Consider the following 18,438-nt stretch of genomic DNA (forward strand, 5'->3'; position numbering starts at 1 on the left):
TTAAAAGCCCCGCCCTGATGGATTTTTTTGCAGACATCATTACTGACGCAGCTCTGCGCCCAGAGCCTTAAGACCATCCAGGATTTTCTTCATTGCGGAAGTAATCTCAGTGTCCGTCAGAGTATGATCCTTTGCACGGAAGGAAAGGGAATAAGCGACAGACTTAAATCCTTCCTTGATCTGGGAACCTTCGTAAATGTCGAACAGTTCGTAGTTCTCCAGAATCTTTCCGCCTCTGGTCACGATGATCTCCTCAACCTGTCCTACCAGGATCTCTTTCGGAAGTACCATGGAAATGTCTCTGGTTACTGCCGGGAATTTTGCAATGCCTTCATATTTTCTGTCGAAGGTTGCCTTTTCAACGATAGACGGCATGTCCAGAACAGCTACATAAGCACGGTCGCCAATACCATAATTTGCAGCAACGGTCGGATGAACCTCACCCATGTAACCAATCACGGTTCCATCATAAACAATATTTGCCTGGCGTCCCGGATGCAGGAAGGATTTTCCGGCATTCGGATCGTAAACTTCTTTCTCATGCATACCGATCTTGTCGAGGAACTCTTCTACGACACCCTTCATGCTGAAGAAGTCGCCATCGCCATACATGCCAAGAGTGAACTGCATTCTCTCATCCGGCAATTCCGTCAGCGGAAGACTTTTCGGCAGATAAATATTTCCCATCTCATAGAGACGTACATTTTTATTTCTTCTATTGTAGTTGGTGGCCAGAGAAGTCAGCATTCCATTCAGGGAAATGGTTCTCATAATGGAGAAGTCCTCCCCCAGCGGATTGGAGATCAGGATAGCCTGACGCTCTTTTGCATCCTCCGGAAGCATCAGTTTATCAAATACTTTCGGGCTCTCGAAGCTGTAAGTCATACCCTGGGAGAATCCGCAGAACTCTGCGATATCTCTTGCAACAGCTTCAATTCTCAGATAGAACGGAAGCTTTCCTGTGGTTGCCTCTCCTCTCGGCAGAGTCGTCGGAATATTATCATATCCAAAGAAACGTGCTACTTCCTCAGCCAGATCTGCAGTACGGAACAGATCCTGACGGAAAGTCGGAGCTACGATCTCATTGGTCTTCTCATCATAAGCAAGCTCAATCGGTTTGAAGTACTCGAGCATCTGCTCTTTACTGATATCGGTTCCCAGCAGAGCATTGATGCGGTCCGGCTCAAAGGGAATACGAACTTCCTCTTTCTTCACCGGATATACATCTACGGTTCCATCTACTACATCACCGGCATCCAGTTCTTCAATGAGCTGGCATGCACGGTCGATGGCTGCCTGTGCATTGTTGGGATCCAGACCCTTCTCAAACTTTCCGGAAGCTTCCGTACGAAGACCTACACGTTTGCTGGAAAGACGAATGTTGGTACCGTCAAAGCAGGCTGCCTCGAAGAGCATGGTCTTTACATCATCGGTGATCATGGAGTTCTCTCCACCCATGATACCTGCCATACCAACGGCTTTCTCACCGTCGCAGATAACCAGAACGTTCTCGTCCAGTGTTCTCTCCTGACCATCCAGAGTAACAAATTTTTCATCATTTGCTGCACGGCGGACTACGATCTTATGGTCTGCAATGGTATCCAGATCATACGCGTGCATAGGCTGACCATACTCTTCCATGACGTAGTTGGTGATGTCCACAATGTTATTGATCGGGCGGATACCAACGGATGCCAGTCTTCTCTGCATCCATTCCGGTGACGGAGCAAGACGGATATTTTTTACAACTCTTGCACAATATCTGGAACAGAGATCCTCTGCCTGTACTTCTACTTTTATATAATCATTGACATCTCCGCCGCAGCCTTTGACTTCTACTACCGGAGCCTTAAATTCTTTGTGGAAGGTTGCAGCAGTCTCTCTTGCAAGGCCTAACGTGCTGTAACAGTCTACACGGTTGGAAGTAATCTCAAATTCAAACTCCACATCATGAAGTCCCAGTGCACCGATGGCATCTGCGCCAACTTTCGCATCTTCCGGGAAGATATAGATACCGTATTCCGGTGCTTCCGGATACATATCTCTGGTAGAACCAAGTTCCTCGATGGAGCACATCATACCGTTAGACTCAACCCCGCGGAGTTTTCCTTTTTTGATCTTAATTCCTCCCGGTGTCATCTTGCCGTCATGACCGCCAGCTACACGTCCGCCGTCCAGAACAACCGGAACTTTATCTCCTTCTTTCACGTTCGGAGCACCGGTTACGATCTGAATGGGTTCTGCCTCTCCGATATCTACCTGGCAGATGATCAGCTTATCTGCATCCGGATGACGTTCGATTTTCTGAATCTGACCGATAACGATTTTCTCCAGGTCAGCATCCATTTTTGTAAATCCTTCCACCTTGGAACCAGACAGGGTCATGGCATCGGTGAACTCCTGAGCCGTCACATCAAGCTCCGGCACATATGCTTTTATCCATGATAAAGATGTATTCATCTTGTAATTTCCTCCTTAGAACTGTTTCAAGAATCTGATGTCGTTTTCATACAGCAGTCTCATATCGTCAATCTCATATTTCAACAGTGCGATACGTTCCAGACCTACACCAAATGCAAAACCAGTGTACTCGTTCGGGTCAATGCCGCACATCTCCAGTACATGAGGATGTACCATACCGCAGCCAAGAATCTCAATCCAGCCGGAACCTTTACAGAAGCGGCATCCTTTACCGCCGCATTTGAAGCAGGATACGTCTACCTCTGCACTCGGCTCCGTGAAGGGGAAGTGATGGGGACGGAATTTAGTCTTAGTCTCTGCTCCAAACAGCTCTTTTGCGAACTCTTCCAGAGTTCCCTTCAGGTCAGCAAAGGTAATATTCTTATCAATAACCAGTCCCTCGATCTGATGGAAGGACGGAGAATGAGTTGCGTCTACTTCGTCAGAACGGAATACACGTCCCGGAGAAATCATACGAATCGGAAGCTTTCCTTTTTCCATGATTCTTGCCTGCACCGGAGAGGTCTGGGTTCTGAGCACGATGTCTTTGTTGATATAGAAAGTATCCTGCTCATCCTTTGCCGGATGATTTGCCGGAATATTCAGTTTTTCGAAGTTATAAAGATCATACTCAACCTCCGGTCCTTCAATCACTTCGTATCCCATACCAATGAAGATACGCTCTACTTCTTCCAGAGCAATGGTGTTCGGATGTCTGTGTCCGACACTGTTTTTCTTTGCCGGAAGAGTAACATCGATCACTTCTGATTTCAGTTTTGCCTCCAGAAGCAGCTTGTCCATGTTCTTCTTTGCTTCTTCCATCACCTTCTCGATCTCGGCTCTGGTATCATTTACCAGCTGTCCGAAAGCCGGACGGTCTTCCGGAGCTAACTCTTTCATACTCTTTAAGAGTGCTGTAAGCTCCCCTTTCTTTCCAAGTACGGATACACGTACTTCATTCAGCGCATCAGGATTGCCGGATGCTTTGATACGTGCAATAGCCTCTTCTCTGATTTTCTGCAGTTTTTCTTTCATGACTGAACTCCTTTAATATAGTCTCAGGGTTTCCTTTGTTTCAGATAATAAAAAAACTCCATCCCCTAACAGGGACGAAGTCTGTAATCCGTGGTACCACCCTTATTTCCGATCTTCTTTCGACCGGACACTCATGCCGCGTAACGTGCGGTGAACGTCATTCCCCTACTTTTCATAAATAATTTCAAGGATGCTGCTCCAGTGGGAAATTCACAATACTGTCTGAACCGGGATGAGCTTACAGCCGCTGGCTCTTCCTCTCTGTCGGAAAACAGGTTGCTACTGACACCTTCTACGCATTTCCATATCGACAACTACTATAACACAAAATTTTTTACCGGTCAAGCCAGAAATGGTTGATCTCCACACCGATCAGCACAATATACATAACAAAATAAAGCCAGAACATAAATAACATTAACGTAGTCAGACTTCCATACATGGTATAGGCTCTGGTGTATTCAATATAAATGGAAAATCCAAAGGAAAACAAATACCATGCCACCGCAGAAAACAAAGCCCCCGGCAGCTGATCCGTAAAAGTCGTCTTACGGTTTGGCAGCATCATATAAAGCACTGCAAAAAATACCATAAATAAGACCAACATGATCAACAGACGGAACGTAAGCAGAATCCGCGTGATTACTGTCAGAAACGGAAAATGATACCTGATCCACAGATGAATGGAGGTTCCAAAGACAATGAGCACCAGAGATGCCACCACAAGCAGTACAAAAATCAAGGCAAAAATGGCGCCCCGCAGACGAAGCATCAGATAATTAGGTTTTCGATCCACCTGACAGATGGCATTCATTCCCCGGTTCAGCGCCATAAAACTTTTTCCGGCAGACCATACCATGACCAGTGCAGACAATGAAATCGTAGCTATCGTCCGGCTGTACATCTCATCCACCATGCCAATAACCCAGCTTCGGAACCCCAGGGGAATCACCGTCTGAATCAGATTATAAAGGTCTGCTTTTCCTACTCCGGTAAATTGTACCAGTGACAGCAGCATAATCGTGAGCGGCAGAAATGACAGAATAATAAAATACGCAGACTGCGCCGCATATGCCCCTACATGAGCACTCTCCAGGTCCTTTTTTATTTCCAGTATCATGATAATCAGTCTGCGCAGCATATGATTTTACCCTTTCCGTGCATGGTTTGCCTGCTTATCATACCCTGTTTATTCCAAAATAGCAAGTTCTATGTCTTTATAAAAATAATGAAGAATGGACTCGTAAGATTCCCCCTGCTCTGCCAGAATCCGCGCTCCATTCTGGCTCATACCGGCTCCATGTCCCAGACCGCCTCCATACACTTCATATCCAACTGTTTTCCCATCTTTCTGTACAGGTTCCAGTACAAAATAGCCGCTGGGAAGAAGTGGACTTCCCTCTTTCACTGTTCCATCATTTTTGTAAATTTTTTCTTCTGGTGCTCCGAGAAACATGCGTATATTATACTCGTATCTGATTTTCAGGGTTTCTTTCGTTCCCTCCATCAGCATTTCCAGTGCCGCACCTCCAGTATTTCTCTTCTCAATGGATACGCTTCTGATTTCTCCCGGATCACAGTCTTCACGTTTTATCCACTGATCCCCATTCTTCACCAGAATCCCGTCTTTCGTCTTCTCACTGCGTACCTGCAGCCATTTCTGTACATTGTCCGTAATCTGTGCAAGAGAAAGATAACAGTTCCAACGGTACCATGGTTCTGCAATCTCCAGATCTCCCGCATGTTTTTTCCGAATAAATCGTTCAAAAACGGTCTCCTCCGTAAGACTTTTCTTCAGGCTTCCATTCCCTGTTCTTCGTCCTTCTATGTAAGGTGTTTTTGTCGGATCCGCATCCTCCCAGATTGCCTCATCAGTTGTCACGCCGCAGGAAGTAGCAAAATAATAGGCTTTTACCGGCCGGCCTTCATACAGCATAATCTGGCCTTTCGTCTCCTGTACTGCCTGATCTGTACTTTCCTGGCTTTCCACCTGATTATAAACCTGAAAAGAAACACTGTCATCCACATGCGCCTCATATTCCGGATATGCATATTCCTGCATCTGCCAGACTGCATACGTGCGGGCACAGACTGCCTGGGCCTTCAGTGCCTCTTCCGCATAACCGGATGGCATCTCGCTTGGTACAACTCTCCGAAGATATTCTTCCAGCGGAACCTCATTGACGATGACCCAGCCATTCTCTGTTTCATAATCCTGCATTGTTCCCGGATATTTTCTATCTGGTTCTTTTGTTTCATGATAGATTCCGCCGCTTTTGTTCAGAATCAATACCCGGATGCAGGCATCTGCAGATGGAATCTTCGAAAGTGTTTCCTCCTGCTCAGGAACTCCCGGCTCAGGCAGGATCAGTTCCTCGCCATTTCCGGATGGCGGTTCTTCCGCATCATGAGTTCTGTCCTGTATCAGTAAAAAAAGCAGCCATGCCGTCAGACAAATCAGCAGCAACAACTTTCCCTTCCATTTTTTCCCACTCATTTTAGCATCCTCTCTGCTGCACAAAAAAACGGGTACTGCATCTTCTGCAATACCCGATATCTTCCGTTTCCCAAAGTGCCGTTCCCTGTATTTTGACGCCTAGCCAAAGCTAGGTGGGTAACCTCAACAGAGCATTCAGCCTTCCACTGGCGTCCAGTAAGGACGGAGGCGTGACATCCAGCCTGCGATATTGGAATCCCATAAACGTAAATGTAGGTTCAAAATAACAGGGCTATCGAACACCCCAGGAAATCCGTAACCATAGTATACCCTATTTTTGCATTTTTGACAACTGTCGGGAGAAAAAACTTTGGTATTTTTCAATTATTACCAATTTCTGACAATATTCCGGATGTTTTTCGGATCAGCTCCTCATCTGTTCTCCATACTTCGAATTCACTGATTCCAGGAAGTCCCATGGGAACACCCTCTCTTCGATATTCCATTCTCGAATCATATGTTTTCTTACCAGACATATGATAAGCACGCAGTCCGGTCTTTTGCCAGATCTCACGGATACTCGCCGGGCCAACTCCCGCACCTGCCATCAGTGTAATCCGGTCTCCGGCCTGCCTCTGAAGTTCTGCCAGACAATCCGCCCCTTTCAGCGCACTGTTCTCCTGACCTGATGTGAGTACAGTCCCAATTCCAAGCATAACTGCCTGCTCGAGTGCCTCTCCAGGATCTTTGCACACATCAAATGCCCGGTGAAGCGTGATTTCCATATTTCCTGCCAGTTCCGCCAGTCGTTTCATTCGCTCCAGATCCAGTGTTCCGTCCGGTCTCAGGCAGCCGATCACTACGGCATCCGCACCCAGCTTTTTAAAATGCGCCACCTGATGTTCCATCATCTGAAACTCTGCTTCTGTGTAGCAGAAATCCCCGAATCTTGGCCGAATCAGAACCCTTACCGGCAGCCTGCAATGCTCACGCACACTGCGATAAAGCCATTCATCCGGCGTCACTCCCCCGATAATCAGATGCCCGCACAATTCCAGCCGGTCTGCTCCGCCTTTTTCAGCTGCTTCTGCAGATTCCGGACTGTCCACGCAGGCTTCCAATATCATCTTTCCATGGTTCATTGTATGAGCCTCCCTTTCTCTTTATACCTGGCCATGCAAAAAAGGAGCGCTGCAAAGCAGCACTCCTTTTGTAAATACAATAATGATTACAGCTGCGGTCCAGCAGATACAAGTGCTTTTCCGTCTGCGTTGCTCTCATATTTAACAAAGTTTTTCTGGAAACGAGCAGCCAGATCCTTTGCTTTCTCCTCCCACTGAGCAGCCTCAGCGTAGGTATCTCTCGGGTCAAGAATTGCCGGATCAACTCCCGGAAGCTCGGTCGGAACTTCGAAGTTGAAGAACGGAATCTTCTTGGTCGGAGCGGTCAGGATAGCGCCATCAAGGATTGCATCGATGATACCACGGGTATCTTTGATGGAGATACGTTTTCCGGTTCCGTTCCATCCGGTGTTAACAAGATAAGCTTTAGCGCCGCTCTTCTGCATTTTCTTAACCAGCTCATGAGCATATTTGGTCGGATGCAGCTCAAGGAATGCCTGTCCGAAGCATGCGGAGAAGGTCGGTGTCGGCTCAGTGATTCCACGCTCGGTTCCTGCAAGTTTTGCAGTAAATCCGGACAGGAAGTAGTACTCAGTCTGCTCCGGAGTCAGGATAGATACCGGCGGAAGTACGCCAAATGCGTCAGCAGACAGGAAGATTACGTTCTTAGCATCCGGAGCTGCGGATACCGGGCGAACGATCTTCTCGATATGGTTGATCGGATAAGATACACGGGTGTTCTCGGTTACGCTCTTATCAGCGAAATCAATTTTACCCTCTGCATCCAGAGTTACGTTCTCAAGAAGAGCGTCACGTCTGATTGCATTGTAGATATCCGGCTCGGAATCTTTGTCAAGATTGATAACTTTTGCATAGCATCCGCCCTCGAAGTTAAATACTCCGTTGTCGTCCCAGCCGTGCTCGTCATCACCGATCAGAAGACGTTTCGGGTCGGTAGACAGGGTGGTTTTACCAGTTCCGGAAAGTCCGAAGAAGATAGCGGTGTTCTTTCCATCCATATCTGTGTTTGCAGAGCAGTGCATAGAAGCGATGCCCTTCAGCGGCAGATAGTAGTTCATCATGGAGAACATACCTTTCTTCATCTCTCCGCCGTACCAGGTGTTTACAATAACCTGCTCACGGGTAGTGATGTTGAACATAACTGCGGTCTCAGAGTTCAGACCCAGCTCTTTGTAATTCTCAACTTTTGCTTTGGAAGCATTGTAAACAACAAAGTCCGGCTCAAATTTCTCAAGCTCTTCAGCAGTCGGCTGAATGAACATGTTGGTTACGAAATGAGCCTGCCAAGCTACTTCCACGATGAAACGGATAGCCATACGGGTATCTTTGTTTGCACCGCAGAATGCATCTACAACATACAGTTTTTTGTTAGAGAGTTCTTTCTTAGCCAGCTCTTTTACAGACTCCCATGCTTCCTGAGTTGCCGGATGGTTGTCATTTTTGTACTCATCAGAAGTCCACCATACAGTGTCCTTGGAGTTCTCATCCATTACAATATATTTGTCTTTCGGGGAACGTCCGGTATAAATACCAGTCATAACGTTTACTGCACCGAGCTCACTTACCTGTCCTTTTTCGAAACCTTCCAGACCCGGTTTGGTCTCTTCTTCGAAAAGCATCTCATAAGAAGGGTTGTGTACAATCTCAGTTGTTCCGGTGATACCATACTTGGTTAAATCAATTTTTCCCATGTTTCACTAGACCTCTTTCTTTTTGTATAATTTCAGATCAGGTTCAAAGCTCCTGCTCACATCCGAACTCCGTCATAATTCGAAAGGAGTACTCAGCTGACCCAGATCAGATTTATTATTACATTCCGTGAAAAAAATGTCAAGATCAAAAGTATTTTTTCATTGCTCTGCTTACCTCATATCCGTACCAGAAGAGCACAGCGAGGAACAGAATGATAAATGCGATGTAAAGTCCCGTGATACTCGCAACATATGTATTAAAAAGAGATACTGCTCCATATGCCACCATCACTCCGCCAAGCACCATAAGTTTCGGTGACATAAGATTCGCATATCCCTGCAGATCCTTACAGCTGCTCACATCCGTATCCTTGAACACCAGAAATGTCTTAACGATCTTTCCCTGTGTTCTCAGCACATAAGCTGCATACAATGCATAGAATCCTGCTCCGAGCACAATCAGATCTGTAATATTCCAGATAGTATCCATATATCTCTCCTACTCTACACCAAGAAAACCGCGGACTGTTTTCTCCATGTCCTGTACTTCACAAACCGTCTTATGACGAACCGGTGCAGTGCGGATCTCTTCGATGGCATTGGGAACTGCAACTCCGGAAATTCTGCTCAGCTCATCAACCAGTTCAAAGTCACCCAGTTTTCCATACTTTTCAGCGTCAATAGATTCCATGACGCTTCTGGTAAATTTATAGGGGCTTGCAGTGGATGCAATGACTGTCTTCGTCTCATCGCCGGTCTCTGCTTTATATTTTTCATATGCGCAGGCCGCAACCGCCGTATGCGTATCCATCACATATCCAGTGTCCTTGTATACTTTCGCGATCTCCTGTGCATCTTCTGCCTCGGTTACATAGTATCCGCAGAAATCACCAAGCTTTTCTTTCATGGCATCTGTAATTGTATATTTTCCATCCGCTGTCAGTTCTTTCATCAGTTCCTGATCTTTGGCAGCATCGTCACCTGCAATTCTGTAAAGCAGACGCTCCAGATTGCTTGAGATGAGAATGTCCATGGATGGAGAAGTGGTAAGAATGAACGGGCGGTTTCTGTTATACTCTCCGGTCTGGAAGAAATCATACAGTACTTTGTTATCATTGGAAGCACAGATCAGTTTTCCGATCGGAACACCCAGCTGTTTTGCATAATAAGCTGCCAGAATATTTCCAAAATTTCCGGTAGGCACAACCACATTGATGGTCTCACCATCTTTGATCTCTCCGCCTTCCAGAAGTTTTGCATAGGCATATACATAATATACAACCTGCGGAACCAGACGTCCGATATTGATGGAGTTCGCACTTGAGAACTGATATCCTGCTTTGTCAAGTTCTTTTGCCAGTTCTTTGTTTCCGAAAATAGCCTTCACTCCGCTCTGCGCATCGTCAAAGTTTCCATGAATACCGACAACCATGGTATTGTCTCCGGCCTGAGTTACCATCTGTTTTTCCTGAATCGGGCTTACACCATTCTTCGGATAGAAAACGATAATCTTCGTTCCCGGCACGTCTGCAAAACCTGCCAGCGCTGCTTTTCCCGTATCTCCGGAAGTCGCAGTCAGAATGACGATTTCATTTTTGATATGATTCTTCTTTGCTGCTGTTGTCATCAGATATGGCAAAATCGAAAGAGCCATATCCTTGAATGCAATCGTTGCTCCATGGAACAACTCCAGATAGTAAGCACCCTCAACTTTTGCAAGCGGTGCGATTACATCCGTATCAAATTTTTTGTCATAAGCTCCTGCGATACAGGCTTTAAGCTCTTCTTCCGTGAAATCTGTCAGAAACAGTTTCATCACTTCATAAGCAGTTTCCTGATAGGACATTTTCGAAAGTTCTTCCATGCTGAGGGAAAGCTTCGGAATCTCCGTTGGCACGAACAGACCGCCGTCTTTTGCAAGTCCTTTTAAGATTGCGCAGGACGCAGTGACAGCTTCTTCAGCTCCTCTGGTACTTTTGTATAACACTTCCATGTATTCGCTCCTCTTTCCATTTTATGCTTTTAACACTTCGCAGTGTACCACAAGAAAGTAAAAAAAGAAAGGGGCAACTGCCCCTTTCTTCTCTACAATGTGTAAAAAATATGATTTCCGTGTTCCAGTACCCGGTTCAGACTCTGGTCAAACCAGCTGCTTCTGCTCCGCGTAGAACGGAAGAAAAGTGCGCCCTGAGACACATCCTCTCCTCCAAGTACCCGGTTCACGGCCTCGGTCGTATCCTGTGATACACTCACCCGGTCGATTCTTCCATCCACGGTAGGGGCAAACTGTGCGCCGCATTCCGTATTCTGGTAGACCACTCCGGTCACCGTTGCGGGAAAAATTCCACTGTTCACCCGGTTCATGATCACATTCGCTACCAGCATCTTGCCGACGGTATCTTCACCGCCTGCCTCTGCTTCCACTATTCGTAGGAGTACCTGATACTCCTGTTCATCCAAATTAAAATTCGCTGCCACAGCCTCAGTGGGTACTTCCTCAGGTGCAGGCTCTTCCGGAACGGGTTCTTCCGGTACAACTTCCTCTGCCATTGGCTCTTCCTGAGCTGGCTGCACTGCAGCTTCCTCTGCTGGTATTTCTGTTTCGACGTTTTCTGCTCCTGCCTGGACTTCCTGCTGGAAAGCTGTCGCAAGCTCTTCCGTAAGTGTGTCCTCTGCAGCATATGCAGTCAGTGTGCCTATACTGCAGGAGTTGAAGGATGCAAGACCTGTCGTCAGGATCGTTCCTAACACAAGTGCTGCAGCCCGATAGCATCTACGCATACATACACTCCTTTTCTTTATGATCCGGCATTTTATGCCTCTTGTTGTCTCACGAAAAATCTGTGTTTCCGTGGGTTACAGTTTGGCATTATAGCCCGGGACAAATGAAAAAGTCAATACAAATATTACAATTTTGTTAACTATTATGAACCATTCTTTGCTTTTTTATGACAATAGCAAAGAAAAAAGAGCGCTTCTCATGAAAAATCATGAAAAACGCTCTCCTCTTTTGTCAATTATTTTACTTGACGGAATGGTTAATTGCAGTTAACAATGCATCAATGGATGCACGGATAATATCCGGATCAATGGCTGCTCCCCAGTGAAGTTTGCCATTCGGCGTCTGAATTCCAACATATGCGATTGCGCTGGAACTGGTTCCCTTGGTCAGCGCATGCTCCTGATAGGTGACCAGCTTGTAGTCGAATCCATATGCTTTCTTCAGTGCATTGCTGACTGCATCCAGACGTCCATTACCATTTGCAGTAGTCACTTTCTTCTCACCCTTATAGGTTGTGGTAACCTCCGTGGTGATGCCATTTACCTGTTTAAAATGTACTTCCGTAATATGATACGGTTCGGTAATTCCCACAAATTTTTCTTCAAATACCTGATAAATTTCAGCAGGCTGCAGCTCTTTGTTCTGCTCGTCGGATACTGCTTTTGCTGCATATCCCATAGCCTCGCGCATCTTCGGCGGCATCTCGATACCGTAGTTTCTCTCCAGAATATAACCTACGCCGCCCTTTCCGGACTGACTGTTGATCCTGATAACATCGGCATCATAGCTTCTTCCAACGTCAGTCGGGTCGATAGGCAGATACGGTACAGTCCAGTGATCCGGATGTTTCTCCTCGATCCACTTCATACCCTTTGCAATGGCATCCTGATGAGACCCTGAGAATGCAGCAAATACCAGCGCGCCACTGTATGGATTTCTTTCATTGACCTTCATGCCAGTGTAATGCTCATATCCATCGCAGATCTCGGTCATATTGGAGAAGTCAAGTTCAGGATCTACACCCTGGGCATACATATTCATGGCAACAGTTACAATATCTACATTACCGGTACGCTCACCGTTTCCGAACAGGGTTCCTTCTACCCGATCAGCACCGGCCAGAAGTCCCATCTCCGTATCAGCTACCCCGCATCCTCTGTCATTGTGCGGATGCAGGGAAACCAATACATTTTCTCTATATTTTAAGTGTTTGCTGACATATTCAATCTGCTGTGCATAGACATGCGGCATAGAATGCTGTACAGTTACCGGCAAGTTGATAATAGCTTTTCTGTCGGCTGTCGGTTTCCACACATCCAATACTGCGTTGCAGACTTCCAGTGCATACTCCGGCTCGGTTCCGGTGAAACTCTCCGGACTGTACTCAAAACGATAATCAGCTCCGGCTTCGTCAGTCAGCTGCTGTAAGAGTTTTGCTCCTTCGACAGCGATCTTCAGGATCTCCTCTTTGGATTTGCGGAATACCTGCTCTCTCTGGGAAAGAGAAGTCGAATTATAGACATGCACAATGGCATTTTTTACGCCTTTTAATGCTTCAAATGTTTTGCGGATGATGTGCTCTCTCGCCTGAGTCAGCACCTGTACCGTCACGTCATCCGGAATCAGATTCTGCTCAATCAAAGCTCTTAAAAACTCATACTCTGTCTCAGATGCTGCCGGGAATCCAACCTCGATCTCTTTAAATCCAATCTTTACCAGCATCTGGAAAAAATCCAGTTTCTGCTGTAATGTCATAGGTACTACCAGTGCCTGGTTACCGTCACGCAGGTCAACGCTGCACCATACCGGAGCATGATCCACATATTCTTTGTCTGCCCAATCCATGCATCTTTCAGGTGGCATAAAATACTGTCTGGTATACTTCTTGTAATTCATCATTTTTCTCTCTCCTTAATTCTACATTCTTTCACATTTTTCTTCTGTGAAACAAAGCAAACGCCAAAGGAGCCTGGAACCGTTCATTCTTATAAAACAAAAAATCCTCCGTCTCCGGCCTTTACAGACCAAGAGACGAAGGACTAAACTGTTCTACGCGGTACCACTCTCATTTTGCGAAATGATTCGCACACTTACCGGATACGGAAATTACTTTCTTATATCCTTCCCTTCGTAACGGCAGGGATTCCGTCTGTGTCTACTTTCTTCTTATTATATAGAAGATTTTGGACAGCCGCTCCGAGGCGAGTTCCAAACATTCTCTCTGCTGTCTCACACCAGCCGACAGCTCTCTGAAATCAAGTCTGAATGTACTATTCCTCATCAACGCATTTACTTATTTCACTGAAATTTATGATAGCAAACTCTGTCGAAAATGTCAAGTTCTACTTTTCTTCTTTAATTGCATCCAGCGCCGCGGAAATGTCTGCAATCAGGTCTTCTTTATCTTCGAGTCCAAGACTGATGCGGATCAGTTCTGCCGGCACACCTGCTTCTTTTAGCTGTTCATCATTCATCTGTCTGTGAGTGGAAGTTGCCGGATTCAGGCAGCAGGTTCTGGCATCTGCCACATGAGTTTCAATCGCGCCCAATTTCAGGTTCTTCATAAAGGTGGAAGCTGCCTCACGGCCACCTTTCAGTCCAAAGGAAACGACACCACATCCTCCATTGGGAAGATATTTCTGTGCTCTCTCATAATATTTATTGGACGGAAGTCCGGAATAATTCACATAAGCAACCTTGGGATGACTTTCCAGGAATTCTGCCACAGCCTGACCATTTTCCACATGTTTCGGCATACGTACATGCAGAGATTCCAGGCCGAGATTCAGAATAAAAGCATTCTGCGGAGACTGCACACAGCCAAAGTCACGCATAAGCTGCGCCGTACATTTAGTAATGAACGCACCCTCTTTTCCAAACTTTTCTGCATAAGTAATTCCATGATAACTCTCATCCGGTGTGCAGAGTCCCGGATATTTATCAGCATGAGCCATCCAGTCAAAATTTCCACTGTCCACGATGGCTCCACCAAGAGCCGCTCCGTGTCCATCCATATATTTTGTAGTAGAGTGGGTAACAATGTCCGCACCCCACTCGATCGGTCTGCAGTTCACCGGTGTCGGGAACGTATTATCTACCATCAGCGGAACTCCATGAGCATGAGCCACTTTTGCAAACAGTTCAATATCCAGAACGGTCAGCGCCGGATTGGCAATGGTCTCTCCAAACATCAGTTTTGTATTCGGTTTGAATGCCGCATTCAACTCCTCTTCCGTTGCATCCGGTGATACAAAAGTTGCGGTAACCCCCATCTTCGCCATGGTAACGGCAATCAGATTAAAGGTTCCGCCATAGATCGAAGATGAGGCAACGATATGGTCTCCACACTCACAGATATTGAACATTGCCATGAAATTTGCAGCCTGTCCGCTGGATGTGAGCATAGCTGCAGTTCCGCCTTCCATCTCTGCAATTTTGGCTGCCACATGATCATTGGTCGGATTCTGCAGACGACTGTAAAAATATCCTTCCGCTTCCAGATCAAACAGTTTTCCCATATCCTCGCTGGTATTATATTTAAATGTAGTGGACTGGATAATCGGCACCTGTCTCGGTTCTCCGTTTCCCGGCGTGTAGCCTCCCTGTACACATTTCGTTCCTATTCTATATTCGCTCATTTTTGTCCTCCTGATTTGTATCATTTTCAAATAACATGAAGTTTATTTTTTCACATAGTTTCTGTTCTTTTCTGTAACATCCCGTCTTCCCGTAACAGGTCCCAACTGCCTTAAAAAGCCTCTGACGCAGCAGTTCCACACAGGTACACACGATATAGACAATCACTGCTGCCACTACCGCATAGATCACTGCCCAGTGGGTTCTCGCTACTTTGCTGGCGCGAAAAGTATCCCACACCAGATAACGGATCAGATAATTGTCATGGATCAGATAGACTCCGAACGCTGCGCCGGAAACCTTCAGAATCAGGCCATCCAGCCTGCTCTCTTTCCATGGCATATTCCTGACTGCCACAAAAATAGAAAATGTTGCCAGTAATGCCAGCGGTGAATTGTAATTCAGGAAATACCCGGTATCTTCAAGTCCCATCTTCACCGACAGATATACACTTGCCAGTACTGACAGGGAACAGATCACATACCCCGCAAGTCCCTTTCTCACATATTTTCTGTCTTCTCTCATATGGAGCTTTATATATCCCGCCAATAATGCCAGAAAGATAAATCCGGGAAGATCACGGCCATTGAAAGTTCCATAGGTATCCGTCCGAAAAATCATATGATTGACACTCAAAAATAATGCCAGCAGCAAAAGCAGGTACTGATACTGTTTTCTGGTAATCCGCACTGCCACCATGCCAAGAAATGGCATCAGGAGCAGCAGTCCCATATAGACAGATGCAAACCAGTATGTCTTTGACGAGATCGGAAGCACTGCCTTCACCACATCCACCGGTGCAATACTTCCAAATATCGCACACAGCAAAAAAATACCAACAGAATAAAATGCCACCTGTTTCCAGAGCTTCACTGCCCGTTCTGCTTTAAAAGCTCTGTCTATGGCAAAATATCCGCCGATCATGACAAAACAGTTCACATGTACTACAGAAAATGACTGTATCAGATAGGACAGAAAATAATTCACCGTACCATATCCCAGTTTTGCCGTTACACGGCCATGAAACAGGCAGTGCCCGATGACAATCATATACATGCAGAGAATTCTGAGAAGTTCGAAATTTACCTGACGTTTTTTTCGTATTTCCTGTTCCATCACGGTGCCTCCGTATCATAAAGATGATTTTCTGTCTGAATTCTTACCGCTTTATCTCTGTCACGGATAACAATATTCACCTCATAACGGTCATCCAGAGGATAATCCATCTTCGGTATTGTAAACCGGAACTGGCTGGTATCAGAAAGAGAAGTATCATAGAGCATGGAGTACAGCCCATCTTCGTCCTGTTGCTGCCAGGTTCCCTGGAACATCCTGCGTTTTCCACTTTCCACACTCTCCATCCAGAGAAATACGCTTTTCCCTTCCAACTCTTCCGGCGTCATGTCGACCGTTCCCTCGATCACATCATATCGATCTGCCTCCGCTGTATAAGTGCGATCCAGTGTTCCGCTGTATTTATCTGTCTGTTTCAGGCCGGACATCTTGTAGTTCAGCGCATACAGATTAAAATTGCCAATCTGATTGACCTTGGAGTACGTAATAAAAATACCATCATATATATCCTGCAGATGCAGCATAATGTGTTCCAGCATGGTGTCCGATATGAGCACTGCCTGATCACTGGTATAGAGCCCTGTCAGAAGACTTCTGCAGTCATATTTTTCAAGATTATCCACAATCTGCGGAGATTCCGTTTCCCAGCCTCCCAGCGTAAATATATTTGTCAGATAATCATCCGGAAGTTTCTCAAAAATAGAATATCCAAGTTCCACACCGGTATTGCTGACAGGATCAAATGCATAAAAAACATTTTTGTTTTTGGTAATCGTGTCGTACAGATTCCGAAATGCCACGCTTTCTTCCGATTGTTGCAAAGAAGGCTGTCCAAGCGGACGAATCAGCATATTGACGCCCAGTCCGGCAGTCAGGATCACACCTGCCATACCGGCTGCTGCAAACCGTTTTCCCTCCAGCTGATCTTCCCACTGTTCAAAAATTCTTTCCTGCACTGCAGACCAGATGAAAATAACAAACATCAGCAGGCAGGCAGTCACCACGATAGGCAATACCCGGTAAATCTTAATAAAATAAAGATATACTCCCAGTAACGCAATCCCCGGCCAGAATACCACTACATATTCTGGCAGATCCTTCTTTTTCCTGAAGGATACTGCAAACCAGAGCAGCCATCCAAATGCTCCCAGAAGGAACAATGGCTTCATTATCAAAATTCGCAGATAATCCAGCAGGTATTCCCACTGGAATGGCCGGTCTTGCCGAAATGCAACAATCGCATTAAACGTATCTGCCGTGTAACGGTCATAATCCGCAATCAGCCATTTTTCCAGATTGATGACATCCGTTCTTGTAAGGCCAAGTGCCTCATATTCCGCCTGATAATCATCCCATTCCGGAACACCGTAATCCAGGAGACGCTGTCTTGCCTTATCATATTCCCGATAATGCTCTTCCTGGCTTCCAGGTGTATAGACCAGAACATTTTCTGCGGCAATACTTCCGAACACACAGGAAAAAGCAATGATACACGGCAGGCAGTCGCATACCAGAAACTGCTTCCATTCTCTTGTTTTCAGTACCCCCACTGCCCGTGCAAGCCAGAATCCAAATGCAAGAATGCTGACCATGCCAAAGGACTGGAAACGAATCCAGCTTCCCAGCAGAAGCAACAGAATTCCCAGGGCCTGCACAAATGCTTTTTTCCATTTTTCTGCTTTCTGTCCGCCAATAAACAGCAGAACATATCCAGCTGCTGTCACAACAGCCGCTGTTTTTGTATACTGTAATTCCACATAGAGAGGTGACAGTCCTGCCAAAACCAGCATAACCGCCATTACAGTGCCAATTTTTTTCCACCTGGTAATCCAGGTACAACCAATGGCTGACAATGACAGAAAAATCAGCCCGTACATCACCATCGTATAACAGTTCACAGACGGGAACAGCATATAGAAACATTTCAATATCCATCCAAATGCACTGTGCAGATAGATAAAATACTGCGTATAACTCCCGTATGCCCCAGAGGCAATCGCCGCCAATGTAAATTCATCATTGGAACCATAATATGGATGCAGGAATGTGACTGCATATCCCACAGCCGCTATATGAAGCAGTAAAAACAGGCAAATCAAGTGCCCTGTCGATAATCCGTGCTTTTTCAAAGTCATACCTCACAAAAAAACCGCCGCGGCGGAGTACCCGCAGGTGCCCCGT

The 18,438-nt window shown here is 46.0% G+C and carries 13 protein-coding genes, 1 other RNA gene and 2 other annotated features; all 14 genes read right to left on the bottom strand.

From position 1 onward, the window contains the following. Positions 1 to 39 precede the first annotated feature (39 nt). The gene (gene pheT, locus LKD36_RS13220) at positions 40 to 2,460 is read right to left on the bottom strand and encodes a phenylalanine--tRNA ligase subunit beta (RefSeq protein ID WP_308459857.1); all 2,421 of its coding nucleotides are present in this window, start codon (positions 2,458 to 2,460) and stop codon (positions 40 to 42) included. A 15-nt stretch (positions 2,461 to 2,475) separates the two neighbouring features. Continuing rightward, positions 2,476 to 3,495: a phenylalanine--tRNA ligase subunit alpha gene (gene pheS, locus LKD36_RS13225; RefSeq protein WP_118769891.1), complete on the bottom strand. Its 1,020-nt coding sequence runs from the start codon at positions 3,493 to 3,495 to the stop codon at positions 2,476 to 2,478. A gap of 67 nt (positions 3,496 to 3,562) precedes the next feature. Continuing rightward, positions 3,563 to 3,799, bottom strand: a binding site (T-box leader). Positions 3,800 to 3,829: 30 nt separating this feature from the next. Then, complete coding sequence (locus LKD36_RS13230; RefSeq protein WP_308459858.1) at positions 3,830 to 4,615, bottom strand: YihY/virulence factor BrkB family protein; 786 nt, start codon at positions 4,613 to 4,615, stop codon at positions 3,830 to 3,832. A 69-nt stretch (positions 4,616 to 4,684) separates the two neighbouring features. Further along, the gene (locus tag LKD36_RS13235) at positions 4,685 to 5,992 is read right to left on the bottom strand and encodes a SpoIID/LytB domain-containing protein (protein ID WP_118769888.1); all 1,308 of its coding nucleotides are present in this window, start codon (positions 5,990 to 5,992) and stop codon (positions 4,685 to 4,687) included. Between the two features lie 63 nt (positions 5,993 to 6,055). After that, positions 6,056 to 6,246, bottom strand: a non-coding RNA gene (ssrS, locus tag LKD36_RS13240) — 6S RNA. A 66-nt stretch (positions 6,247 to 6,312) separates the two neighbouring features. Beyond that, on the bottom strand, positions 6,313 to 7,074 hold the full coding sequence (locus LKD36_RS13245; RefSeq protein WP_118769887.1) for a copper homeostasis protein CutC: 762 nt from the start codon (positions 7,072 to 7,074) through the stop codon (positions 6,313 to 6,315). Between the two features lie 86 nt (positions 7,075 to 7,160). Beyond that, a complete protein-coding gene (gene pckA, locus LKD36_RS13250; RefSeq protein WP_118769886.1) occupies positions 7,161 to 8,765 on the bottom strand; it encodes a phosphoenolpyruvate carboxykinase (ATP) in 1,605 nt (534 codons plus the stop codon). A 145-nt stretch (positions 8,766 to 8,910) separates the two neighbouring features. Further along, positions 8,911 to 9,255 (bottom strand): hypothetical protein, encoded by a 345-nt coding sequence (locus LKD36_RS13255; RefSeq protein WP_118769885.1) that lies wholly within the window; start codon positions 9,253 to 9,255, stop codon positions 8,911 to 8,913. Positions 9,256 to 9,264: 9 nt separating this feature from the next. Then, positions 9,265 to 10,758 carry a threonine synthase gene (thrC, locus tag LKD36_RS13260; RefSeq protein ID WP_118769884.1) on the bottom strand — a complete coding sequence of 498 codons (1,494 nt, stop codon included), beginning with the start codon at positions 10,756 to 10,758 and terminating at the stop codon, positions 9,265 to 9,267. Between the two features lie 92 nt (positions 10,759 to 10,850). Continuing rightward, positions 10,851 to 11,546: a cell wall hydrolase gene (locus LKD36_RS13265; RefSeq protein ID WP_308459859.1), complete on the bottom strand. Its 696-nt coding sequence runs from the start codon at positions 11,544 to 11,546 to the stop codon at positions 10,851 to 10,853. A gap of 241 nt (positions 11,547 to 11,787) precedes the next feature. Beyond that, a complete protein-coding gene (locus LKD36_RS13270; RefSeq protein ID WP_308459860.1) occupies positions 11,788 to 13,446 on the bottom strand; it encodes a 2-isopropylmalate synthase in 1,659 nt (552 codons plus the stop codon). Between the two features lie 125 nt (positions 13,447 to 13,571). After that, positions 13,572 to 13,840 (bottom strand) — a binding site (T-box leader). A gap of 49 nt (positions 13,841 to 13,889) precedes the next feature. After that, positions 13,890 to 15,185, bottom strand: a complete 1,296-nt coding sequence (locus tag LKD36_RS13275; RefSeq protein ID WP_118769883.1) for an O-acetylhomoserine aminocarboxypropyltransferase/cysteine synthase family protein — start codon at positions 15,183 to 15,185, stop codon at positions 13,890 to 13,892. Beyond that, positions 15,172 to 16,299 carry an acyltransferase gene (locus LKD36_RS13280; protein WP_308459861.1) on the bottom strand — a complete coding sequence of 376 codons (1,128 nt, stop codon included), beginning with the start codon at positions 16,297 to 16,299 and terminating at the stop codon, positions 15,172 to 15,174. Before LKD36_RS13280 ends, LKD36_RS13275 begins: the two co-directional genes overlap by 14 nt. Next, positions 16,299 to 18,386: a hypothetical protein gene (locus LKD36_RS13285; protein WP_308459862.1), complete on the bottom strand. Its 2,088-nt coding sequence runs from the start codon at positions 18,384 to 18,386 to the stop codon at positions 16,299 to 16,301. The genes LKD36_RS13280 and LKD36_RS13285 overlap by 1 nt, the downstream gene beginning before the upstream one ends. Between the last annotated feature and the right edge of the window lie 52 nt (positions 18,387 to 18,438).

The organism is Hominiventricola filiformis, assembly GCF_020686965.1.
GTDB classification, from domain to species: Bacteria; Bacillota; Clostridia; order Lachnospirales; family Lachnospiraceae; genus Hominiventricola; species Hominiventricola filiformis.